The sequence below is a fragment of the Actinomycetospora sp. CA-101289 genome (genome assembly GCF_050955895.1).
GTDB lineage: Bacteria > Actinomycetota > Actinomycetes > Mycobacteriales > Pseudonocardiaceae > Actinomycetospora.
The window spans coordinates 2,644,176-2,666,092 of the sequence record NZ_CP192093.1; the positions used below are offsets into that span (position 1 = coordinate 2,644,176).

25 protein-coding genes are annotated in these 21,917 nt (G+C 75.4%); 13 read left to right on the plus strand and 12 right to left on the minus strand.

The genetic code is table 11. The features are described from left to right. Nucleotides 1-16 precede the first annotated feature (16 nt). A complete protein-coding gene (locus ACQPX6_RS13170) occupies nucleotides 17-1,132 on the minus strand; it encodes a PEP/pyruvate-binding domain-containing protein (protein WP_433787765.1) in 1,116 nt (371 codons plus the stop codon). A 20-nt stretch (nucleotides 1,133-1,152) separates the two neighbouring features. After that, nucleotides 1,153-2,928 carry a PEP-utilizing enzyme gene (locus ACQPX6_RS13175; protein WP_433787766.1) on the minus strand — a complete coding sequence of 592 codons (1,776 nt, stop codon included), beginning with the start codon at nucleotides 2,926-2,928 and terminating at the stop codon, nucleotides 1,153-1,155. Between the two features lie 146 nt (nucleotides 2,929-3,074). Between ACQPX6_RS13175 and ACQPX6_RS13180 the strand changes: the two genes are divergently transcribed. Together ACQPX6_RS13180 and ACQPX6_RS13185 are read left to right on the plus strand one after the other, a co-directional pair. After that, nucleotides 3,075-3,740, plus strand: a complete 666-nt coding sequence (locus tag ACQPX6_RS13180) for an HAD-IA family hydrolase (protein ID WP_433787767.1) — start codon at nucleotides 3,075-3,077, stop codon at nucleotides 3,738-3,740. Further along, on the plus strand, nucleotides 3,737-4,507 hold the full coding sequence (locus tag ACQPX6_RS13185; RefSeq protein WP_433787768.1) for an SDR family oxidoreductase: 771 nt from the start codon (nucleotides 3,737-3,739) through the stop codon (nucleotides 4,505-4,507). The genes ACQPX6_RS13180 and ACQPX6_RS13185 overlap by 4 nt, the downstream gene beginning before the upstream one ends. A gap of 54 nt (nucleotides 4,508-4,561) precedes the next feature. On the opposite strand, the gene ACQPX6_RS13190 is transcribed toward ACQPX6_RS13185, so the two are convergent. Then, nucleotides 4,562-5,380 (minus strand): alpha/beta hydrolase, encoded by an 819-nt coding sequence (locus tag ACQPX6_RS13190; protein WP_433787769.1) that lies wholly within the window; start codon nucleotides 5,378-5,380, stop codon nucleotides 4,562-4,564. Between the two features lie 83 nt (nucleotides 5,381-5,463). Between ACQPX6_RS13190 and ACQPX6_RS13195 the strand changes: the two genes are divergently transcribed. Beyond that, nucleotides 5,464-6,381, plus strand: a complete 918-nt coding sequence (locus ACQPX6_RS13195) for a methionyl-tRNA formyltransferase (RefSeq protein ID WP_433787770.1) — start codon at nucleotides 5,464-5,466, stop codon at nucleotides 6,379-6,381. On the opposite strand, the gene ACQPX6_RS13200 is transcribed toward ACQPX6_RS13195, so the two are convergent. The 9 genes from ACQPX6_RS13200 to ACQPX6_RS13240 form a co-directional block, all read right to left on the minus strand. After that, entirely contained in the window at nucleotides 6,374-7,105 is a 732-nt protein-coding gene (locus ACQPX6_RS13200) for a pentapeptide repeat-containing protein (RefSeq protein ID WP_433787771.1), read from the minus strand. The genes ACQPX6_RS13195 and ACQPX6_RS13200 overlap by 8 nt on opposite strands. Before the next feature lie 18 nt (nucleotides 7,106-7,123). After that, nucleotides 7,124-7,621, minus strand: coding sequence for an SRPBCC domain-containing protein (locus tag ACQPX6_RS13205; RefSeq protein ID WP_433787772.1), 498 nt, complete (start codon nucleotides 7,619-7,621; stop codon nucleotides 7,124-7,126). Then, entirely contained in the window at nucleotides 7,618-7,956 is a 339-nt protein-coding gene (locus tag ACQPX6_RS13210; protein ID WP_433787773.1) for an ArsR/SmtB family transcription factor, read from the minus strand. The genes ACQPX6_RS13205 and ACQPX6_RS13210 overlap by 4 nt, the downstream gene beginning before the upstream one ends. A gap of 47 nt (nucleotides 7,957-8,003) precedes the next feature. Then, nucleotides 8,004-9,428 (minus strand): FAD-binding oxidoreductase, encoded by a 1,425-nt coding sequence (locus ACQPX6_RS13215; protein WP_433787774.1) that lies wholly within the window; start codon nucleotides 9,426-9,428, stop codon nucleotides 8,004-8,006. A gap of 123 nt (nucleotides 9,429-9,551) precedes the next feature. Beyond that, the gene (locus ACQPX6_RS13220; protein WP_433787775.1) at nucleotides 9,552-11,204 is read right to left on the minus strand and encodes a LuxR C-terminal-related transcriptional regulator; all 1,653 of its coding nucleotides are present in this window, start codon (nucleotides 11,202-11,204) and stop codon (nucleotides 9,552-9,554) included. A gap of 6 nt (nucleotides 11,205-11,210) precedes the next feature. Further along, nucleotides 11,211-11,612: a tautomerase family protein gene (locus tag ACQPX6_RS13225; RefSeq protein ID WP_433787776.1), complete on the minus strand. Its 402-nt coding sequence runs from the start codon at nucleotides 11,610-11,612 to the stop codon at nucleotides 11,211-11,213. 2 nt (nucleotides 11,613-11,614) lie between these two features. Beyond that, nucleotides 11,615-12,649, minus strand: a complete 1,035-nt coding sequence (dmpG, locus tag ACQPX6_RS13230) for a 4-hydroxy-2-oxovalerate aldolase (RefSeq protein ID WP_433787777.1) — start codon at nucleotides 12,647-12,649, stop codon at nucleotides 11,615-11,617. Beyond that, nucleotides 12,646-13,554 carry an acetaldehyde dehydrogenase (acetylating) gene (locus ACQPX6_RS13235; protein ID WP_433787778.1) on the minus strand — a complete coding sequence of 303 codons (909 nt, stop codon included), beginning with the start codon at nucleotides 13,552-13,554 and terminating at the stop codon, nucleotides 12,646-12,648. Before ACQPX6_RS13235 ends, dmpG begins: the two co-directional genes overlap by 4 nt. Nucleotides 13,555-13,558: 4 nt before the next feature. Further along, on the minus strand, nucleotides 13,559-14,398 hold the full coding sequence (locus tag ACQPX6_RS13240; RefSeq protein ID WP_433787779.1) for an IclR family transcriptional regulator: 840 nt from the start codon (nucleotides 14,396-14,398) through the stop codon (nucleotides 13,559-13,561). Nucleotides 14,399-14,489: 91 nt separating this feature from the next. Between ACQPX6_RS13240 and ACQPX6_RS13245 the strand changes: the two genes are divergently transcribed. Genes ACQPX6_RS13245 through ACQPX6_RS13290 form a run of 10 tightly spaced genes read left to right on the plus strand, consistent with a single transcriptional unit; the run spans nucleotide 14,490 to nucleotide 21,908 of the window. After that, nucleotides 14,490-15,479, plus strand: a complete 990-nt coding sequence (locus tag ACQPX6_RS13245; protein WP_433787780.1) for a hypothetical protein — start codon at nucleotides 14,490-14,492, stop codon at nucleotides 15,477-15,479. Beyond that, entirely contained in the window at nucleotides 15,476-16,294 is an 819-nt protein-coding gene (locus ACQPX6_RS13250) for a hypothetical protein (protein WP_433787781.1), read from the plus strand. The genes ACQPX6_RS13245 and ACQPX6_RS13250 overlap by 4 nt, the downstream gene beginning before the upstream one ends. Before the next feature lie 9 nt (nucleotides 16,295-16,303). After that, a complete protein-coding gene (locus ACQPX6_RS13255; protein WP_433787782.1) occupies nucleotides 16,304-16,594 on the plus strand; it encodes a BMC domain-containing protein in 291 nt (96 codons plus the stop codon). Nucleotides 16,595-16,633: 39 nt separating this feature from the next. Continuing rightward, entirely contained in the window at nucleotides 16,634-16,951 is a 318-nt protein-coding gene (locus ACQPX6_RS13260) for a BMC domain-containing protein (RefSeq protein ID WP_433787783.1), read from the plus strand. After that, nucleotides 16,948-17,193, plus strand: a complete 246-nt coding sequence (locus ACQPX6_RS13265) for a EutN/CcmL family microcompartment protein (protein ID WP_433787784.1) — start codon at nucleotides 16,948-16,950, stop codon at nucleotides 17,191-17,193. Before ACQPX6_RS13260 ends, ACQPX6_RS13265 begins: the two co-directional genes overlap by 4 nt. Further along, nucleotides 17,190-18,269, plus strand: a complete 1,080-nt coding sequence (locus ACQPX6_RS13270; protein WP_433787785.1) for a PEP/pyruvate-binding domain-containing protein — start codon at nucleotides 17,190-17,192, stop codon at nucleotides 18,267-18,269. Before ACQPX6_RS13265 ends, ACQPX6_RS13270 begins: the two co-directional genes overlap by 4 nt. Further along, on the plus strand, nucleotides 18,259-20,082 hold the full coding sequence (locus ACQPX6_RS13275; RefSeq protein ID WP_433787786.1) for a PEP-utilizing enzyme: 1,824 nt from the start codon (nucleotides 18,259-18,261) through the stop codon (nucleotides 20,080-20,082). Before ACQPX6_RS13270 ends, ACQPX6_RS13275 begins: the two co-directional genes overlap by 11 nt. Further along, complete coding sequence (locus ACQPX6_RS13280) at nucleotides 20,079-20,786, plus strand: HAD-IA family hydrolase (RefSeq protein ID WP_433787787.1); 708 nt, start codon at nucleotides 20,079-20,081, stop codon at nucleotides 20,784-20,786. The genes ACQPX6_RS13275 and ACQPX6_RS13280 overlap by 4 nt, the downstream gene beginning before the upstream one ends. After that, the gene (locus tag ACQPX6_RS13285; protein WP_433787788.1) at nucleotides 20,783-21,229 is read left to right on the plus strand and encodes a RidA family protein; all 447 of its coding nucleotides are present in this window, start codon (nucleotides 20,783-20,785) and stop codon (nucleotides 21,227-21,229) included. The genes ACQPX6_RS13280 and ACQPX6_RS13285 overlap by 4 nt, the downstream gene beginning before the upstream one ends. Next, nucleotides 21,219-21,908 (plus strand): alpha/beta hydrolase family protein, encoded by a 690-nt coding sequence (locus ACQPX6_RS13290; protein WP_433787789.1) that lies wholly within the window; start codon nucleotides 21,219-21,221, stop codon nucleotides 21,906-21,908. Before ACQPX6_RS13285 ends, ACQPX6_RS13290 begins: the two co-directional genes overlap by 11 nt. The last annotated feature ends 9 nt before the right edge of the window (nucleotides 21,909-21,917 follow it).

A 21,917-nucleotide genomic window follows, 5' to 3' on the forward strand; every position in this document is an offset into this window, starting at 1 on the left:
GGGGTCACACCGGCGCCTACCGCCCGGGGATGGGCCGGCCGGAGAACAGGTACTTCTGGGCGAGGGCCACCGGGTCGTAGGCCGCCGGCGCCGCATCCTCGGGCGCGGCGGTCACCGTCACCGGGCGGGTCTGCACGATGCACACGGGGTCGCCCGGACGCCGGTGCCGGCTGATCACCCACTCGACGTCCACCGGGTGGCCGTAGTGGTCCTCGATCGACCGCACCGCCGACGCGATCGCCCCGACCTGCTCGGTGTCGAGGACCTGCCGGTCGGCGAGCTTGGCCGGCATGTCGATCTCGGTGACCGCGCCGACCGCGAAGTCGAACGCCGAGACGATCCGCTTGTGCGCGACGTCGTACTTGAGCACGCGGCCGTCGGACTTGCCGACCTCCACGTGGTCGGGGTCGACGAGGCCCTGCACGATCGCCTCGCCCCAGCCCCAGCTGGTCTCGATGACGATGCGGTCGGTCTTCCCGGTCACCGGGTGCACCGAGAACGCCACCCCGGACGCCCGGGCGTGGATGAGCTCGATGACCCCGACGGCGATCGGCATCGCGTGGTGGCTGATGCCCTTGCGCAGGCGGTAGGCCAGCGCGCGCCCGGTGAACAGCGAGCCCCAGCAGTTGCGCACGGCGTCGAGCACGCGCTCGACGCCCGAGACCCCGAGGTAGGTGTCGAAGATGCCGGCGAACGAGGCGTCGGCGGCGTCCTCGCCGGTGGCCGACGAGCGCACCGCCACCGGCACGTTGACGTCGACGCACCGCAGGCACAGCTCCTCGTAGGCCTCGGTGAGCCGCCCCGTGAGGTGCTCGGAGACCGGCGTCTCGCGGAACATCGCGCGGATCTCCGCCGACGCCGCCTCCACCGCCGCGTCGTCCGGCGCCCCGCCGAGGCGCGCGACGACGGCGTCGATGCGCTCGTCGAGCCCTGACTCGCGGCAGTGCCGCGCGTAGGCGTCGACGGTCACGGCGAACCCCTGCGGGACCTGCACCCCGGAGGCCAGCAGCTCGGCGAGGCGCCCCATCTTCGAGCCGCCGGCGCGGATCGCCCGCTCGGGGTCGACCTCGTCGAGCCAGACCACGGCCTCGCAGCTGTGGACGGCCGTGTCCTCGGGTCCGGGGGTGGTCATGGATGCCTCCGGGGCGGCGGTCACCCGGCGACACCCGCAGGGGCGCCGGCGGGGTCCGCACGGGTGGTGGTGGCCTTCGTGAGGATCGTGACGGTGCCGGTGTTGCCGTCGACCTCGATCTCGTCGCCGTCGGCGATGGAGAGGGTGGCGACGCCGAGTGCGGTCACCGTGGGGACGCCGTACTCGCGCCCGACGATGGCCGCGTGCGAGAGCATGCCGCCGCCGTCGCAGGCCGCCCCGGCGATCTTGCCGAAGACCGGCGTCCAGCTCGGCGAGGTCGACTCGCAGACGAGGATCGAGCCAGGCTCGAGGCGGTGCATCTCGTCGGAGGACTGCAGCACGCGGGCGATGCCGCGCGCGGTGCCCTTGGCGGCGGGGACCCCCTGCATCACCGTCTGCTTGGCGGCGTCCGGGTTCTGCACGGCCCGGATCGACCCCGGGTTGAGCCCGAAGATCTCGATGAGGATCGGGTCCTCGACGGCCTCCGGGATCGTCCCGAGCACCTTCGGCATCTCGGCGCGCTTGGCGTGCCAGTGGTCGAAGTACTGGCGGCGCTCGGCGACCAGGCTCTTCAGCTCGCCCTCGAAGGGCTTGCGGCCCTGGACGACGTCCATGAGCTCCGGCCAGAACAGGTAGAGCATGTCGTCCTGGTGGTCGGCGCCCTGGCGCCGCGCGAGCTCCTGGCAGCCCCACCGCAGCGGGAGCATGACCTTGAGGTCGATGTAGTAGTTGTGGTCGTCCTGCCACCAGGGGAAGTTCGCCTCCAGGTTGGACTGCAGGCCCGCGTCGAAGACGGCCTGCTCCTCCCGCGTGAGGCCGGCGCGCGCGTTCTCGATGGCCTCCTCGCGCTCGGCCATCGCGTTGCGGGCCGCGGCCTCGAAGTCGTGCTCGCCCTCTTTCTTGAGGAAGGTCTTGATCAGCCCGAGCGGGATCGTGTTGTCCTCGATCCAGCTCGGCACGCCGACGTCGCACGTGGCCTCGGCCCGCCAGCCGTAGACCTGGAGGAAGTCGTCGAACTCGGTGAGCCAGGTCCCGGCGCCCGGCTCGCGGCCCAGGGCGGCGCGCAGCGTGTGCGGCTCGTTCGTCTCGAAGACCTGCTCCAGGCCCGCCGCGCGGGCCCGCGCCGCGAGCCGGGCGAGCCCGCGGTCGGTCTCCATGATCTTGGTGTCCTCGCCCTGGAGGAACTTGCCGATCTCGTTGGGGTTGATCCCCATGTCGGCGCAGGCCCCGTAGAAGCCCAGGAAGTTGGCGAGCATCGGGTACATGACGCCGAAGTGGATCTCCATGGCCCGTTTGTGGTAGCGGCGGCCCTTGGTCAGCAGGTCCGTGAGGTCCGGCGTGCCCGCGAAGTCGACACCGCGGAAGTACTGCCAGGTGGCCTCGAGCTCGTCGCGCCCGCCCTCCCAGATGCTGCGGTAGTTCTGCAGGAAGTGCGGGAGGTTGGTCGCGATGCGGTTGGCGCGCGCCCCGATCTCGTTCGGGTCGGTCTCGGGCAGGGCCGAGCCGTAGAGGTGGGTGCCGGCGAACCGCGCGGACACACCGCGCCCGGGCGGCAGGGGCAGCGACTCGGCGGCGTGCTGGGTGCCCCAGCAGTAGCCGTCACCGCTCCACAGCGTGGCCGCGAGGGGCGTCAGGCCGCGCGACCAGTGGAAGTCGAGGAACCAGAAGCCCTGCTCGTCGCCGGGCTTGAAAGGGCTGGCCGCGTCGACGATCCAGGGCATGTCGAAGTGCTCCGGCTTGTACCCCGGGTACCACTCGCCCGTGGCGAACTCGTCCACCGGCACCACGTTGGCCATCTGGTTCCTCCTCGACGATGAGCGCCAGGTCACCGTTCATCCGATCAAGCTTGTGATGCAAGCAACACGTTCCGCCCCCGCGAACGTTGCGCGCCCCCGAACGGACCGCTGGGTGCGCCGGGCGGGGGGTGCCTAGGGTCGCCGCCGTGGATCAGGTGCTGCTGCTCGACATCGGTGGAGTGGTGCTGCGCTCGGGCCACGAGATGATGGCGCTGCTGGGACGGCGACGTCCCGAGCTGGCGGGGGAGACCGATCGGCGCGGCCACCTCGGCCCGCTGCCCGATCCCCGGTGGGAGATGGCGCTGGCGGGCACGCTCGCCGAGCGCGCGTACTGGGCCGAGCGCGCCGCCGCCCTCGGCGCCCTCACGGGCGGCAGCACGGGCATCCCGGCGCTGATGTCGCTGCTCTACGACGAGGACGCCCTCGGCACGGACGGGCTCGTGCGGCCCGAGGCCCGCGCGCTGATGCGGGACGCCGCCGCGGACGGCCGCACGGTGGCCGCCCTGACCAACGACCTCGCCGCCTTCCACGAGGACGCCGACCTGACCCGGCACCCGCTGTTCTCGCTGTTCGACCCGCTGGTGGACCTCTCGTCCGCCGGTGTGCTCAAGCCCGACCCGGGGGCCTACGCACGCGCGCTCTCCGCGCTGGGCGACCCCGATCCCGCCGACGTGGTGTTCCTCGACGACATGCCGGCCAACGTCGCCGGCGCCCGGGCGGCGGGGCTGACGACGGTGTGGGTGGACCTCGAGGACCCGGGCGCGGCGTTCGCGCAGGCCCGCGACCTGCTGAGCCTGGCGGTGGCGGCATGACGGGCCCCGTCACCGCCGAGCCGCTCGCCGTCGTCGTCGGGGCCACCGGCGCCCTGGGCGGCGCGATCGTCCGCCGGCTGCGCGGGCGCGGGGTGCCGGTGCTGGCCGTGGCGCGGTCCACCGAAGCGCTCGCCGCGCTCCCGGCCGACGACGGCGGCGTGTTGACCTGCACCGCCGACATCGCCGAGGACGGCGCGGGCCCGGCGATCGCCGAGGCGCTCGCGGCGTGGGGCGGGCCGGTGCGCATGGTGGTGCAGGCGGCCGGGCTCCCCGCCGTCGGCCCGCTGGACACCGTGGACCCGGCGGCGCTGGGCGCGGCGGTGGCGCTCAAGGTCGGCGGGATGCTGCGCCTGGTCCGCGCCGCCGACCCCTGGCTGGGCGAGGGCTCACGGCTCGTCGCGCTCGGCGGGCACTACGGCGCCGAGCCCTCCCCGCACGTCCCGGGCGCCGGCGTCACCAACGCGGCGCTGACCAACCTCGTGCGCCAGCTCGCCGACCACTACGGCCCGCGCGGGATCACCGCGCACCTCGTCGCGCCCGGCCCCGCCGACACCGAGCGCCTCCGCCGCCTGTCGGCCGACCGGGCGAGCGCCCGCGGCGTCGACGTCGAGGAGATCCTCGCCGAGCGCCGCGCCGAGTCCCCGCTCGGCGCGCTCGTGACCCCCGACCAGGTCGGCTGGGCCGTCGCGACCCTCCTGGACCCCGAGGCCGCGGCGCTCACCGGCTCGACGCTGGCGCTGGACATGGGGGCGCGGCGGGGACTTTGAGCTGCGCTCTCGTGCGTGCTTGCCCGTGCCCTGACACGGGCAAGCACGCACACCTCAGCCCAGCGCCTCCGCCCGCCGGACCACCGCGTCGACGACAGCCGACCCGTGCCCCAGCGCGGCGTCGTTGTGGTCCGCGCCCGGCACCGCGACGACCTCGCCGCCCGCCGCCCGCGCCACCGCCCGGCTCTGGTCCGGCGGGATGAGGCCGTCGGCCTCCCCGAGCACCACGGTGGTGGGCACCCCGGCCCGGGCGACGGGCTCGGCGACGGGGAAGCGGTCCGCGAGCAACCACCGCACCGGCAGGTAGGGGTAGAGCCGCTCGCCGATGGACGGCAGGTCGACGAACGGTGAGCGCAGCACCATCCCGCCGGCCGGTGCCTCGGTGGCGAGCCGGGCCACGACCGCCCCGCCGAGGCTCTCGCCCAGGTACAGCAGGCGCTCCGGCGCGACGCCGCGCTCCCGGACGAGGTGGTCCCGGGCCGCGCGGGCGTCCGCGATCAGCCCCTCCTCGCTGGGGCTCCCCGGGTTGCCGCCGAACCCGCGGTAGTCGAACAGCAGGACGTCCAGGCCCTGCGCGCGCAGCGCCGCGGCGAGGGGCGCGCGCAGCGACCGGTCGCCGGCGTTGCCGTTCGCGACCAGCACCGTGACGTCCCGCCGCGGCCCCTGCGCCGGGACGAACCAGGCGCCGAGCGCGAGGCCGTCGGCGGTGGTCAGCACGACGTCCTCGGCGCCGGCGAGCGCCGTCGCGGCCGGCGGGACGGGGCCGGGGGAGGGCAGGTAGACCAGCTGGCGCTGGAACAACCACAGGCCCGCGACCAGGGCCAGGGCCGCCACCACGAGCACGCCGGCGAGGAGGGCGAGGGGTCCGCGCACGCCGCCAGTCTGGCGGAGCCCGGTGCCCTGTTCCTGACCGTTCATCCCCTCCTGGTACCCATGTCGGGAAGGGGGTGGCGCCGGTGGAGGTCGCACTCGTCGCCGAGGAGGCCGCGGGGGTGCGGACGCTGCAGCGCGTCGTGCGTAGCGGGCACCACGTGGGCGTCGTCCTGACCGCGGGCCCCGCCGAGGGCGCCGGGGTGACCGTCGCGTCGACGGCCGCCCAGCTCGGGGTGCCGACGTTGCCCGCCGCGCGCGTCCGCGACCCCGACCTCGCGGACGAGCTGCGCGCGCGGGGTGTCGACGTGCTGCTCAACGTCCACTCCCTGCACCTCGTGTGCTCCGAGGTCCTCGGCGCGCCCCGGGTCGGCGCGTTCAACCTGCACCCCGGCCCGCTGCCCGAGGTCGCGGGGCTCAACGCGCCGAGCTGGGCGGTGGCCCTCGGCCACGAGGAGCACGGCGTCACGCTGCACTGGATGGAGCCCGGGATCGACACCGGCGACATCGTCGAGGAGGTCCGCTTCCCGATCACCCCGGACGACACGGGGCTCACCGTCTCGGTCCGCTGCATCGCCCGCGGGCAGGAGCTCGTCGACCGCCTCCTGGGCCACCTCGACGCCGGGGCCGACGCCGTGCCGCGACGCCCGCAGGACCTCGGCGCCCGCCGCTACTACGGCCGGGGCGTGCCGCACGACGGCCGGGTGCCGTGGTCGGCGCCGGCCGAGGAGGTGCTCGCCTTCGTGCGCGCCTGCGACTACGGGCCCTACCCCTCCCCGTGGGGGACGCCCCGGACGAGGCGAGGAGCGGACGAGATCGGCGTCCTCCGCGCGACCGCCACCGGACGGTCGTCGGCCGGCCACGTCTCCGGCGAGGTCGACCGGGACGACGAGGGCCCGCTCGTCGCCACCGCCGACGCGTGGGTCCGGCCGCGGCGACTGCTCGTGGGGGACCGGGCGTGCGAGCCCGCCGACGTCCTGCGCCGCGGGGACCGGCTCACCTAGAGACCACCTGCAGCCCCAGCGCGCGGCACACGTCGGCGGCCTGCTCGGCGGAGACGATCGCGCCGCGCAGCACCGCCGGTGTCTCGGGGGTGATCTCGCCGAGGTCGGCCCCGCGCAGGTCGGCGCCGGTGAGGCGGGCGTGCCTCAGGTCGGTGCCGCGCAGCTTGCTGTCGGTGAGCACGACGTCGCGCAGGTCGGCGCCCGAGAGGTCGGCGTCGGAGAGGTCGACGCGGTCGAGCCGCCAGCCCCGCAGGTGGGCGTCGGCGAGGCGGGCCAGCGCGAGCGAGCAGCCGTCGACGGTGAACGTGACCGCGAGGTCGCGCAGGCCCGAGAGGTCGGCGCCGACCATGCGGCAGTCGCGGAACGCGGTGTCGGTGAGGTGCGCGCCGACGAGCCGGGCGCGCGAGAGGTCGACGCCGGTGAACGCGGCGTCGGTGAGGTCGGCGTCGAGCAGGTCGGCGCCGGCCAGCGAGCCCCCGTCGACGCGCACCCCGTCGAGCACCGCGCCGCGCAGCCGCACGTCCGCCGCCCGCACGCGGTCGAGCGTCGCGCCGGTGAGGTCGACGCCGGAGAGGTCGAGCTCGTCGAGCACGCAGCGGCGCAGCACCCACGGCGCCCCGTGCCCGCGGTCCAGCCGCTCGCGCACCCGCTCCGCGTCGGCCGTGGTGAGGTCGACGTCGGCCACCTCGAGGCCGGCGTCGAGGGCGGCGAGGGGGTCGGTCACGTGCCGCAGTGTGTCCGGTCAGCCCGGGATCGCCGCACCCGAGGGCACGCCCGCGGCGACGTAGCCCTCGTAGCGCTCCTCCCAGGCGGGCGTGCGACCGGTCGACGGCGCGTCGGCGGTGCCGGCGAGGGCGTCGAGGCAGACGTCCCACCCGGCCGCGTTGCGGGCGGCGGTGTCGCGCGCGGCGAGCAGCGTGGTGAACGTCAGCAGCGTGCCGTCGTCGGTGCCGGCGAGCTCGAACACCAGCTCGTCGCCCTCCCACTCGAACGCGAGGCGGCGGACCGGCTCGACGGCCAGGACGCGACCGGTGGACTCGCCCTCCTCGCCGTCGAAGGTGAAGCGCAGGGTCCCGCCGACCTCCCAGGCGTCCAGGTGCACCCGCGCGGGGAACCAACCCGCCAGCTCGTCCGGATCGGTGATCATCGTCCAGACGCGGGCCGGGGGGTGGGGCAGGCGGCGCTCGAAGCGCAGGGCCGGGCGGCCGTCGATCTCGAGGTACGTGCCGGTGGGGCTCATGCGGGGTCCTCTCGGGTCGCGGTGTCCTCGAGGCGCCGGGCGAGGGCGTCGAGGCTGTCCGACCACATCCGCCGGTAGGGCGCGAGCCAGGCGTCGAGGGCCGCCAGCGGGGCCGGGTCGACCTCGTAGACCCGGCGCTGGGCGTCGGCCCGCACGCGCACCAGACCCGCCTCGCGCAGCACGCGGAGGTGCTTGGACGTGCTGGGCTGGCTGAGGGCCAGGGCGTCGACGAGCTCGCCGACGGCCCGGGGCCGCTCCCGGAGCAGGGCGAGCACGGCCCGGCGGTGCGGGTCCGCCAGGGCCGTCCACGCCCCGGCGGCGGGCTCGGTGGTCACGCCGTCGAGCATGCCCTACGAGGAATATGCCGCACAAGGCATGGACGTCACGGGTCGCGACGGACCTCGACGTTGCGGTTGGACCGGAACAGGTTGTCCGGGTCGTGGGTCGCCTTGATGCGGGCCAGACGGTCGTACCGGGACCCGTAGGTCGCCCGCACCCTCTCGTCGCCCTCGTCGGCGGTCTGGAAGTTGACGTAGTTGCCGCCGGTCGAGAACGGCCGGATCCGCTGCCACCCGTCGCGCACCCACCCCGGGAACCCGTCGGCGCCCGGGTGCCCCGGCTCCCACATGCCGGTGATGGCGAAGACGAAGCGGGCGTCGCGGTTGCCGACGGCGCCGTCGTCCTCGGCGTGGTCGCCGATGGCTCCGCCGAGGTGGAGGAAGCCGATCTCGGCCTCCGGGATCGGGCACTGCGCGAATAGGTCCCGCGTCGTCGCGAGCAGCTCGTCGGACAGCTCGGCCACGAACTCGTTCTTCCAGTAGTAGTGGTGGCCCTTCGGCTCGCCGTCGTCGAGGTAGGACTGCACCTCGGTGTAGGGCATGGGCCCGATCAGGTCGACGACCGGGTCGGGCAGCGCCCGGATCGGGGCGAGCGCCGCGTCGGCGTCCTCGGGCGCGCCGCTGTGGCAGACGGCCATGGCGCAGACCTTGCGGCCGTGCCACCGCTCGGGGACGAACGGTGCGGGCGGCGCGTGCAGCATCAGCATCCAGACGCTGAGCTCCCGGGGTGCCCCGGCGGCGATCGTCCGGTACGCGGCGAGGATCTCGTCGGCCCGCTCGAACGGCCACAGGACCAGGCCGCCGTGGACGACCGGACCGACCTCGTGCAGCCGGAACGTGAACGAGGTGACCACGCCGAGGTTCGCGCCGGCGCCGCGGATCGCCCAGAACAGGTCGGGCGACTCGTCCCGGCTCGCGCGCCGGACCCCGCCGTCCGCGGTGACGACCTCGACCTCGAGGAGGTTGTCCACCGTCCACCCGAACCGCCGGCTCAGGTAGCCCAGGCCGCCGCCGAGCGTCAGTCCCGCCACCCCGACCTCCGAGATGAAGCCGAGCGGGGTCGCGAGTCCGTGCAGCTGGGTCTCGCGGTCGACCTCGCCGAGCACGCAGCCGGGCTGCACCGTCACCGTCCGGGCGACCGGGTCGACGTCGATCCCGCGCAGCGCCGACATGTCGAGGGTGAGCCCGCCGGCGACGAGCGCGGTGCCGGCGATGTGGTGGCCTCCGCCCCGGACCGAGAGCGGGAGGCCGTGCTCGCGGGCGGCGTCGACCGCGGCGACCACGTCGGCGGTCCCGGTGGGCCGCACGACGAGGGCCGGCGTCTTGGCGATCATCCCGTTCCAGAGCAGCGTCGCGTCTCCGTAACCCTCGTCGCCCGGGCGGAGCAGCGCGCCGCGCAGGCAGGAGCGGAGCCGGTCCGCGACCTCGTCGTGCGGGGTCGTGCTCAGGGCGGTGGGTGTGGGTGACATCGGTGCCTCACCTCGACGCGGGCGGCTCGGGACTCCACGACGGTAGGAACGAGGGGCACCACGCCGCATCGGGCGGGATGTGCAGGTCGCGTGGAGGGCGCGTGGGTCGTCCTGTGCAGCGGGCTACACGAGCCCCTGCTCGTAGGCGTAGGCCGTGGCCGCCGCGCGGGAGGACACGCCGACCTTGGCGAAGATGTTGGCGAGGTGGCGGGCGACGGTCTTCTCGCTGAGGACCAGGTCCGCGGCGATGACCCGGTTGGTCCGGCCGGTGGCCACGAGGCGCAGCACCTGCACCTCGCGCTCGGTGAGGCCGCCCACCGGGTCGGCGGCACGGGTGAGCGCGGCCACCCGGGCGAGGTCGGGCGCGGCACCGAGCGCGGCGAACACCCGTCGGGCGGCGTCGAGCTCCATCTCCGCGGCGTCGTCGTCACCGAGGTCCCGGCACGTCATCGCGAGGAGGACGCGGACCCGGGCCGCGTGGTGGGGGACGCCGAGCTCCTGCCACCCCCGCCAGGCCGTGCGCAGGGTGGTCAGCGCATCCACCGGTCGACCCTCCGCGCGCAGGACGGCGCCCGACGCCTGGGCCGTCATCGCCCGCAGCAGCTCGACGTCCGACCGTGCGGCGAGCACGGCCAGCTCGTCCGCCGCGGCGCGGGCCGCCGGCGTGTCACCGGTCGCCAGGAGGACCTCGACGAGGGCGGACAGCAGCGCGGACCGGTCGGGGGCGGGCGCCTCAGCGAGCGCCCGCCGCAACGCCGCGGCCGCCACGTCTCCCCGGCCCTGCGCGAGGCGCAGCAGCGCCAGCCCGGGCTGGGGCTGGCGGCCCCACCGGGAGCACTCGCGATAGGCCGCTTCCGCCTCGGCGACCCGGCCGTGCAGCCGATGCAGCTCGGCGACCTGGTAGAACGCCCCGCCCGCCGCCGGGTGCCCGGGCGCCGCGGCCTCGGAGGGTCCCGCCGGGGCGGCGAGGCGCTCGCAGGCCTGACCGGCCGCTGCGGCCGCCTCCGACCAGGCGCCCTGGAGCACCAGGATCTCGGCCCGGTGGACCAGGCACTGGCCCCGGAAGGGGACCAGGTCGGGCTGGGCGGCGCACCACTGGGTCAGCGCCGAGGTCCACGCCCGGGCCCGCCGGAGGTCGAGGATCTCCTGGCAGGCCTGGATGACCGCGCAGTAGGCGATGCCGGCGACGACGGGCGACAGCTCGCCCGCGGTGGCGGCGACCATCACCTCGTCGAACAACGCCGCGGCCTCGGAGGACCGGCCCGCCGCGGCCTGCGCCTCGCCCCGCCCGAGCCGTGCGAAGGCGGTCAGGTCCGGGTCGCCGAAGCGCTCGCCGATCGCGCCGACCCGCTCGTAGATGGCGTGCGCCGCCGCGGGATCACCCGCGCCCAGCTGCGCGATGGCCACCGGCACCAGCAGGTAGCCCTGCTCGGGGCAGTCGTGCCGGCCCTCGTCCAGCAGCCGTCGCGCGCGACCCAGCCACCCCCCGGCCCGGATCTCCTCGCCGCGCAGCAGCAGGCCGAAGCCGAGCCAGAACGCGCAGCGGGCGGCCGCGACCTCCTCGCCGCCCCGCAGGCCCGCGTGGTGGGCGCGTTCCCGGAGCGCCTCGCACTCACCGTCGCGCCCGGTCAGGTACGCGGCGGTGGCCAGCCGCTCGAGGTCTGCGGTACCGAGGCCGTCCTCGCGGTCGGCCTGCGACAGGTCGGTGTAGGCGTCCTGCCAACGGCGGCGACCGAAGGCCTCGCGGCCGCGGTCGAGTGCGCGCGGGGGCGGCACGGCCGGTCATCCCCGGCGTGCGGCGATCTCGTCCCGGCGTGCCGCCGAGGCGGGCACGCCGCCGATGGCCCAGTCGTCGGGCGGGACCTGGATGATCCGCCCGCGCACCCGCGACCGGGTCGCGCCGAGGACGTCGACGAGCAGGTCGGTCAGCTCGGCGAGGAGACGGTGACGCTGCTCGGTCGGCCGGCCCTCCAGGACGATCGCGGTGAAGTACGGGGCGGGAGCGCCCCCGGTCGCGCCGCCCACCGCCCAGTGCTCGCGCGGGTGCAGCGTCGCGTAGGCCCGGATGCGCTCGACCGGCGACTCCAGCACCTCGGCGTAGCGCCGGCTCGCGGCTTCGAGCAGGCGGGCGACGGCGGCGGGGGCGTGGTCGCCCTCGACGAGGTGGACCTCGAGGACCGGCACGCTCAGCCCTGCTCCCGCTCGCGGGCGAGCTCGAGCGCGATGTCGATGATCATGTCCTCCTGGCCGCCGACGAGGCCGAGCTCGCCGCAGCGGCGCAGGATGTCGGGGACGGGGACCTTGTAGCGCTCGCCGGCGTGCTCGGCGTGGAGCAGGAAGCTCGAGTAGACGCCGGCCCAGCCCTGGGTGATGGCGTTGCGGTCCATCTTGGGCCAGCGGTGCAGGTAGGGGCGCACCACGTCCTCGGCGGCGTCGAGCAGGGCGGTGACGTCGAGGCCGGTGCTGATGCCCATGCGGTCGAAGACGGCGGCGATGACCTCGGTGGGGGAGTTGCCGGACCCGGCGCCCAGGGCGCAGAGCGAGCCGTCGATCTCCTTGACGCCGACCTCGGCGGCGATCACCGAGTTTGCGACGCCGAGCGAGAGGTTCTGGTGGCCGTGGTAGCCGACCCAGGCGTCGTCGCCGACCTCGGCGAGCAGCGCCTCGAACCGCGCGCGGGCGTCGTGCATGAGCAGCGCGCCCGCCGAGTCGGTGACGTACGGGCACTGGCAGCCGGCGTCGACCATGATCCGGGCCTGCTTGGCGAGGTCCTCGGGCGAGGTCCGGTGGGCCATCATCAGGAAGCCGACGGTCTCCATGCCCAGGTCACGGGCGACCCCGAAGTGCTGGGGGCTGACGTCGGCCTCGGTGCAGTGGGTGGCGACGCGGACGATGTCGGCGCCGGCGTCGCGGGCGCGGCGCAGGTCCTCGACCGTGCCGATGCCCGGGACGAGCAGCACCGCGATGCGGGCCTGGGTGGCCTCCTCGCGGGCGGCGGCGATGAGCTCGAGCTCGCTGGTGTGGGAGAAGCCGTAGTTGAAGCTCGAGCCGCCGAGGCCGTCGCCGTGGGTGACCTCGATGACCTCGACCCCGGCGCGGTCCAGCGCGCGCACCGTGTCGCGGACCTGCTCGACGGTGAACTGGTGGGCCTGGGCGTGGGAGCCGTCGCGCAGGGTGGTGTCGGTGATGCGGACGTCGTGGCGAATTTCGGGCCTGCTCACGCCGCCACCTCCGTCATGTCCGCCGCCACGAGCTCGCCGACCTGCGCCGCCGCGGCGGTCATGATGTCGAGGTTGCCGGCGTACTCGGGCAGGAAGTCGCCGTTGCCCTTGACCTCCAGGAACACGGCCACCCGGCCGTTGCCGCCCCACTTGGCGTCCGGCGGGTCGAACTGCGGTTCGGCGCGCATCGCGTAGCCCGGGACGTACTGCTGGACGCGCTCGACCATCGCGTGCACCGAGGCCGCCACCGCGTCGGTGTCGGCGTCCGGGGGCAGCGAGCAGAACACCGTGTCCCGCATGATCATCGGCGGCTCGACGGGGTTGAGGATGATGATCGCCTTGCCGCGCTCGGCGCCGCCGACCTCCTCGACCGCCCGCGCGGTGGTCTGGGTGAACTCGTCGATGTTCGCGCGCGTGCCCGGCCCGGCCGAGCGCGAGGCGGCCGAGGCGACGATCTCGGCGTAGGCCACCGGCGCGACGCGCGAGACCGCGGCGACGATCGGGATCGTCGCCTGGCCCCCGCAGGTGATCATGTTGACGTTCGGGGCGTCGAGGTGGTCGGGCATGTTCACCGCCGGGCACACCATCGGCCCGAGGTGCGCGGGCGTCAGGTCGACGGCCCGGATGCCGGCCTCGGCGTAGCGCGGGGCGTTGGCGGCGTGCGCCTTCGCCGAGGTGGCCTCGAAGACGATGCGCGGCAGCGTCGGCTGCGCGAGCAGCCAGTCGACCCCCTCGGACGACGCCGGCACGCCCATCGCGCGCGCCCGGTCGAGCCCCTCGGACTCGACCACCCCGACCATCGCCGTGACCTCGATCCGCGCGCTGCGCGCGAGCTTGGCCAGCAGGTCGGTGCCGATGTTGCCCGGGCCGACGATCGCGGCGGGGACCTTCGCGGGCGCACTCATGACCTCACTGTGCACCGCCGGTCACCGTGGTGGAACCACCGCGTTCCGCTCCGTGGGACCGCGCCGGGGGACCGCGGCGGGGGCGCGGCACCGTGCCCGACGGCGCCGCGGGCCCGCAGACGGCGAGACGGGCCCGGTCGGCGGCGGCGACCACGTCCTGCGCGGTCCGGGCCAGCACCGCCCGGGGGAACAGCGTCGTCGGGCCGGCGACCGAGAGCCCGCCGAGGGGCCGGCCGTCGCCGTCGACGACCGCCGCGGCCACCGACGTGCGGCCGGCCTGGAACGACGACGACACGACGTACCCCGCCTCGCGGCCGACGGCGAGCTCGTCGGCGAGCGCCGCGGGGTCCGGGGCGGGCACGTCCTCGTCGCGGCACAGCCGCGCGACCCGCTCGTCGACCTCCGCGGGTTCCAGCCGCGACAGCGCCGCCTTCCCGCAGCCGCCGCGCCAGGCCGGGGCGCGCAGCCCGACGCGGTTGTCCATCGGCGCCCGGATCGGGCCGGCCTCGCGGTGGAGGTAGACGAGCCACCCACCGACGAGCTGCCCGACGTGGACCTCCTGGCCGGCGGCCCGCAGCAGGCCCCCGAGGGAGCCCTCCACGGCGGCGACCAGGCCGGTGCGCTCGATGATCTGGCCGGCGAGGCCGACCAGCAGCGGCCCGAGCCGCCACCCGCGTCCGGGGACGGTCTCCAGGAGTCCCTCGGCGGCCAGGGTCGCGGCGAGGACGTGGACGGTCGAGCGGGCGATGCCGGTGCGGGCGGCGAGCGCCCGGGTGGAGAGCACGTCGACGCCCGGGTCGAAGGCGCGCAGCAGTGCGGCCGCCTTGCCGACCGCCGACACCATCGGCTGAGTCTCGGGAGCGCGCGCGGCGGTGTCCAGCCCTGCGGGACAGGACCCTGGGTCGCCCGTGGTCGCCGCCCTAGCGTCCGCGGCCATGGCCCGCGTCTTCCACGTCCCGGCCGGCAGCAGCCGGTCCGGGGCCCGCCGCGCGGCGGAGGTCCCCCCCGCCTCCGCCGTGCGGCCGGCGTCGGGCCCGTCGACGGGCACCGAGAGGCGGGGCGGGATCGTCGCCGGCTACCTCGCCCCGCACCCGCCGCACCTGGTGTACGCGGAGAACCCGCCCCAGAACGAGCCGCGCTCGACCGGCGGGTGGGAGGTGCTGCGCTGGGGCTACGAGGAGCTGCGCCGCCGCCTGCGCGCCCACCGCCCCGACGTGCTCGTGGTGCACGCGCCGCACTGGATCACCATGGTCGGCCACCACGTCAACTGCGTGCCGAACCCGCGCGGCGTCTCGGTCGAGCCGATCTTCCCGCACCTGTTCCGCTACCACTACGACTTCGACACCGACGTCGAGCTCGCCGAGGCGATCGTCGAGGAGGGCGAGAACGCGGGCCTCGTGACCAGCGCCCTGCGCGAGGAGGGCGTGCGCGTCGACTACGCGACGATCGGCGCGCTGCACCTGGCGAACCCCGCTTGGGACCTGCCGGTCGTCTCGCTCTCGGCCAACAACAACCCGTACTACTACTCCGACGCCTCGCTGGCCGAGATGGAGACGCTCGGCGCCGCGACCCGGCGCGCGATCGAGCGCACCGGCCGCCGCGCGGTCCTGCTGGGGTCGAACTCGCTGTCGCACCTGCACTGGGACACCGAGCCCGACCTGCCCGAGGACATGAGCGTCGAGCGCCCGTTCAACCATCAGCAGTACGCCGGCGACATGGAGCTGCTGCAGACGATCCGCGAGGGTCCGACTTCCCGGCTCAAGGAGGCCGTGCCGAAGCACATCGAGGCGACGTCGTCCGAGACCAAGGCCGGCAGCCTCACCTGGCTGCTCGCGGCCATGGGCTGGCCCGCGATCGCCGGCGACGTCCTGGCCTACGGCACCGTGATCGCCACCGGCAACGCGGTCATCGAGTGGGTCCCGTGACCGTCCCGGCGGCCCTCGTGCCCGCGATGCCGCACCTGCTGGCCGGCGACCCGGCGCCCAGCTGGGCGGAGCTGGCGACGGCCACCCGCACCGTCGGCGACCGGCTGCGCGCCGCGGGCGTAGACACCGTGCTCCTGCTCTCCACCCAGTGGTTCACCGTCCTCGGGCACCAGGTCCAGTGCGACGCGCGGCTGCGCGGGCGGCGGACCGACGAGAACTGGTACCGCTACGACTTCGGCCGCCTCGACCACGACCTCACCGTCGACACCGAGCTCGCCCACCGCTGGGCCGACCAGATCGACGCCGCCGGGATGCAGGCCCGCCGCACGCTCTACGAGGGCTTCCCCGTCGACACGGGCACGATCGTCGCGTCCCGCCTGCTCGACCCCGGCGACCACGGCCGCTGGGCGATGGTCTCGTGCAACCTCTACGCCGACCCGTCGGCGATGGGCGCGGTCGCCGCCGCCGGGGTGCGGGCGGCGGGCGAGCTGGGCCGCCGGCTCGGGGTGGTCGCGGTCAGCGGCCTGTCGTCCGGGCTGACCGGGCGCTGGATCGCCCCGGCCGAGGACCGCGTCCCCGACGTCCACGACCGCTGGAACCGCAAGGTCCTCGACGCGATCCGCGCCGGCGACCGGACGGAGGTCCTCGCGATGAGTCCCCGCTTCGGCGAGGAGGCGCAGGCCGACAGCCAGTTCCGCGCGTTCGCGTTCCTCGACGGGGCCGGGGCGGTCGACCGGCCCGGCGAGGTCCTGGCCTACGGCCCGGTCTGGGGCACGGGGGCGGCGGTCGTGTGGTGGGGATCCGACTCGGACTAGGGAGAACTGGTGGCCAGAGCAGTGGGGTTCATCGAGGCCGAGGGGTTCGTGCCCGTCTTCGACGCGGTCGACGCCATGGTCAAGGCGACGGAGGTGGAGGTCCGCGGAGCGGTGCGCCTCGGTGGCGGGCTCGTCGCGGTGGCGGTGACCGGCGACCTCGCGACGGTGGAGGAGGCCGTCGAGGTCGGCGAGGAGGTCGCCCGCGCGGTCTCCGGGCGCGCCGTGAAGTCGATCGTGTTCGCGAGCCCGTGCACGCCGGTCCAGGCGCTCGCCGGCGACCTGACGATGGTGGGGAGCTGACGTGGCCGCAGGGACACGGAGCAAAGCGGAGCTGGCCCGATGACGGAACGGGGTTCGGGCGCCATCGGGATCCTGGAGACGCGCGGCGTGGTGGCGCTCGCGGCCGGGATCGAGGCGATGATGAAGACCGCCGACGTCGAGACCGTGACCATCGACCGGGTGTCCAGCGGCTACCTGGCCGTCGCCGTGCGCGGCTCGCTCGCCGCCGTCCGCCAGGCCGTCAACGCCGGCTCGGCCGCCGTCGAGCAGTACGGCGAGCTGCGCGCCGCCCAGGTCTACCCGAAGCCGCACGGGGTGTCGGTCGGCCTGCTGGAGAACGGGAGCGCCGACCGGCTCGCCCGGGCGATCGAGTCATGATCCTCGGCGAGGTCGTCGGACGGGTCTGGTCCGAGCGCGAGGTCGACGGGCTCGGCGGCCTGCGCATGGTGATCGTCCGGGAGCCCGGCAGCGAGCAGCGCCGCGTCGCGGTCGACCTGCTCGACGCCGGCACGGGGACGACCGTGCTCGTCGCGACCGACGAGGCCGCGGCCGCGGTCACCGGGCGCAGCTGCGTGGACGCGGCGGTGGTCGCGCTCGTCGCCGGGTGGGACGGGCCGTGAGCGGGCCCTGGGTGATAGGGCTGGACGACCCCGCCGCGGCCGACAGTGCGGTGGTCGGCGGCAAGGGCGCCGGCCTGCACCGCCTGGTCGCCCTCGGGGGCCGCGTCCCCGCCGGATTCGTCGTCTCGACGGCGGCGTTCGCCGCGGCGCTGGGCGACGGGGTCGACGTCGAGGCCCCGCTGCGCGGGCTGGACCCGGACACCCCGCTCGACGTCCTCGAGCAGGCCGCGGACCGCGCGCGGGCGACGCTGCTGGAGACCGCGCGGTCGAGCCCCGTGCTCGACGCGGTGCGCGAGGCCTACGCGACGCGCGTCGGCCCGGACACCCGGGTGGCCGTGCGGTCGTCGGCGGTGGGCGAGGACGCCGCCGGCGCGTCGTTCGCCGGAGAGCACGACACCTACCTCGAGCTGCGCGGACCCGACCCGGTGGCGGACGCCGTGGCGCGCTGCTGGGCGAGCCTCTACACCGCGCGGGCGATCTCTTACCGCCAGAGCGCGGCGGTCGGCGGCGCGGGAGCCGGTGCCATGGCCGTCGTCGTCCAGGAGATGGTCCCCGCGCGGGCGGCCGGGGTGTTCATGACCCTCAACCCCGCCAACGGCGACCGCTCCACCGTGGTCTGCGAGGCCGTCTGGGGCCTGGGGGAGCCGCTGGTGTCGGGCGAGGTCACCCCCGACCGCTTCGTCATCGACAAGATCAGCGGCGAGGTCGTGCGCCGCGAGATCGCCGACAAGGCGACGCGGCTGACGCGCACCGAGGACGGGCCGGGCACGGTCGTCGCCGACGTCGCGCCCGACGACCGCGAGCGTCCGTGCCTCGACGACGCGGAGCTCGCCGCGCTGCTCGCCGTGGCCCGCCGCATCGAGCGGGACGCGGGCGTGCCCCAGGACGGCGAGTTCGCCGTCGCCGAGCCCGGGGGCCCGGACGCGGTCCACCTGCTCCAGACCCGACCCGAGACGGTGTGGAGCGGCCGCGCGCCCCGCTCGGCGGCCCCCGCGCCCGGCGTGGGCTCGGCGCTGTCCGCCGTCCTCGCCACCCTCACCCGCTCCTCCCGAGAGGACGCCGACCATGGCGGCTGACCGTTTCCCGAGCCCGTTCGACGTGCCGACCCCGGAGGGCGCCGAGGGCTGGGAGTCGATGTACGACTGGTACCACTTGTTCGGGCCCGAGCGCCGCGAGCTCGACGAGCAGCGCTTCTGGTTCGCCGACCGCCTGCACCACCCCGACGTCCTGCACCCCTACGACGAGATCCAGTGCGAGTGCTGGTGGCAGGCGCTCGGGGCGTTCAACACCCGCGTGTTCGCGATGCCCCCCGCGTTCGGCGTGGACCAGCGCATCGTCAACGGCCGGCTCTACGTGACCCCGGTGCCCGCGCCGCCCGAGGACATCGCGGCGCGCGCCGAGGAGTTCGGGAAGCGGGCCGGCCACTACTACGAGCGCTGGGACGCGATCTACGACGAGTGGCGCGGCAAGGTCATGGCGAAGCTCGAGGAGATCCGCGCGATCCGCTTCGACCCGCTGCCCGACCTCGAGCCCGAGGAGACCGTCTACGCGCACACCGGGCACTCGGCCGGGTTCCGCATGATCCGGGACTTCGACCGGCTCGTGCTCACGATGTACGAGACGTACCAGTACCACTTCGAGCTGCTCAACATCGGCTACGCCGCCTACCTGACGTTCTTCGGGATGTGTCGCCAGGCGTTCCCCGACATCTCCGACCAGTCCATCTCGCGGATGGTCGGCGGGCTGCGCGTCGAGCTGTACCGCCCCGACGACGAGCTCAAGCGGCTCGCCAAGGAGGCGCAGCGGCTCGGGATCGCGGACCGGATCGCGGGCGACGAGGACGCCCGCACCCTGTTCGCGGCCCTGCGCGAGGACCCGGCCGGCGCCGAGTGGCTCGCCGACTGGGAGCGCACCGCCGACCCGTGGTTCCTCATCAACACCGACCCGGGGCACCCCGGCGGCTACCACACGTACCCGACCTGGGCCGACGACCCGAACATCCCGCTGGCCTCGGTCCGCGAGTACCTGCGCCGCCTCGCCGACGGCAGCTCGATCGACCGGCCGACCGAGGAGGTCCTCGCCGAGCGCGACCGGATCACCGCGGGCTACCGCGAGCTGCTCGACGAGGCCGACCGCGCGACGTTCGACGAGACGGTCGCGCTGGCGCGGCAGGTGTTCGTCTACATCGAGGAGCACGTGCTCTACATCGAGCACTGGATGTGGGCGACGTTCTGGGCGAAGTCCCACGAGCTCTCGCGCGCGCTGGCCACGATGGGCGAGTTCGACGAGCCGGAGGACATGTTCTTCCTGCGCCGCTACGAGGTCGCCGAGGCGATCTACGACTGTGTCGCCGGCTGGTCGGTGGGCTCGCGGCCGCGCGGGGCCGACTACTGGCGCCCGATCATCGCGCGGCGCCGGGAGATCTACACGGCGCTGCGGGCGTGGGAGCCGCCGCCGGCGCTCGGGCCGCCGCCGACGACCATCGACGAGCCGTTCACGGTGATGCTCTGGGGCATCACCACCTCGACGGTCTCCGAGTGGTTGCGCACCGACACCGAGGACGGCGTGCTGCGCGGCACCGCGGGCTCGCCCGGCGTGGTGGAGGGCCCGGTGCGCGTGGTGACGCACCCGTCGCAGCTCACCGAGGTCCAGCCCGGCGACGTGCTGGTGTGTCCGGCCACCTCGCCGGCGTGGGCGCCGGTGTTCGCCCGTGTGGCCGCCACGGTGTCCGACGTCGGCGGGATCATGAGCCACACGGCGATCGTCTGCCGCGAGTACGGGATGCCCGCGGTCGTCGGCACGGGCAACGCCGTCGCAACCCTGCGCACGGGGCAGCGGGTGCGGGTGGACGGGAGCTCGGGCGTGGTGACCGTGCTGGAGCCCGCGTGACGTCGTGCTCGCCCTCGCCCGAGGGGCGGCCGGCGCCGGCGCCGGTCGACCCGGTGCGGGCGCGGCGTCGCCAGGCGCTGCGCCGCACCCGCGGCGGGGGAGGGACGCTGCTGCTCGACATGGGCGGCGTCGTCATCCCGACGCTGTTCGAGTCGACCGCGGTGCCCGGCTTCCCGGCCGGCCCGACCGGCCCGGACCCCGACTACCGGGCGGTCGAGCGGGGCGAGGTCCAGGAGCGGGAGTACTGGGCGAAGCTCGCGGCGCGGCGCCCGGACATCGACATCGGGGCGCTGTGGCGCGACTGCTCGTACGTCCGCAACGAGGTGCTCGGGCTGATCGCGCGGCTGGCCGGGCGGGTGCGGGTCGTGGCGTTCACCAACGACATGGCGCACTGGTTCGGCGACGACTGGCCGGCGCGGTTCCCGGCGGTGGCGCGCTTCGACGGGGTGCTCGAGGCGGCCAAGCTCGGCGTGCTCAAGCCGGCGCCCGAGGCGTTCCGGGTGGCGGCGCGGGCGCTCGGGGAGGACCCGGGGCGCTGCCTGTTCGTCGACGACCTCGCGGCCAACCTCGACGGGGCGCGGGCGGCGGGGATGGCGGCGGAGCTGTTCGAGGTGACCGACCCCGCGGGCTCCGTCGCCCGTGTCGCCCGGGCGCTCGGGCTGCCCGCCGAGGAGCCGGCGCGCCGGCGGGTGTGGTCGCCGTGACCGGTCCTGACCAGCGGCTCGAGGAGCTGGGGCTCACCCTCCCGCCGCTGCGACAGCCGGCCGGGCACTACCGCGGCTGGTCGCTGGCCGGCGACGTGCTCCACCTCGCCGGGCAGGGTGCGGACGGGCACGTCGGGCGGCTCGGCGCGGACCTCGCGGTGGCGGACGGCTACGCCGCGGCGCGGGCGTGCGCGCTGAACCTGCTCGCGCAGGCGCGCGACGCGCTGGGCTCGCTCGACCGCGTCGCCCAGGTCCTCGTGCTGCGCGGCTACGTCACGTGCACCGACGAGTTCACCGACCAGCCGGCCGTCGTGGACGGGGCGTCGGACCTGCTGGCGGCGGTGTTCGGGGCGCGCGGGGAGCACGCGCGCACGGCGATCGGGGTGCGGGCGCTGCCCCGGGGCTTCGCCGTGGAGCTGGACGCGATGTTGCGTGTGCGCTGAACGCCGGGCGTACGGGGACGACCCGGCGCAGTTCGTCGAGGTCTCCCCGGGCTCCGGTGCCGGGACGGTGGTGCTGCTGCACGGCGGGTTCTGGCGGGCCCGGGTCGGGCTGGACCACATCGCGCCGGTGGCGGCGGACCTGCAGGCCCGCGGGTTCACGGTCTGGAACGTCGAGTACCGCCGGGTGGGGCAGGCCCCGTGGCCGGCGACGCTGGACGACGTCGCCGCGGCGGTGGCCCTGGTCGAGGCGCCGTGCGTCGTCGTGGGGCATTCGGCGGGCGGGCACCTGGCGACGTGGGTGGCGTCGCGGGTGCCGGTGGCCGGCGTCGTGTCGCTGGCCGGGGTGCTGACGCTGGCCGACGTCGCGCGAGACGGCGTGGGCGGGACGGCGGTGCCCGACCTCGTCGGCGGGAAGCCCGACGCGTTCCCGGAGCGCTACGCCGAGGCCGACCCGGCGGCCCGGCTGCCGCTCGGGGTCCCGGTGCGCGCGGTGCACGCGCCCGCCGACGACCGGGTGCCGATCGGGATCAGCCGCCGCTACGTCGAGCTGGCCCGGGCGGCGGGGGACGACGCGGAGTTCGTGGAGGTCGAGGGCGACCACTTCACCCTCGTCGACCCGACCCACCCCACCTGGCCGACGGTCCTCGCGACGATCGAGGCTCTCCTGGTGGTCGCCTGACGTGCCAGC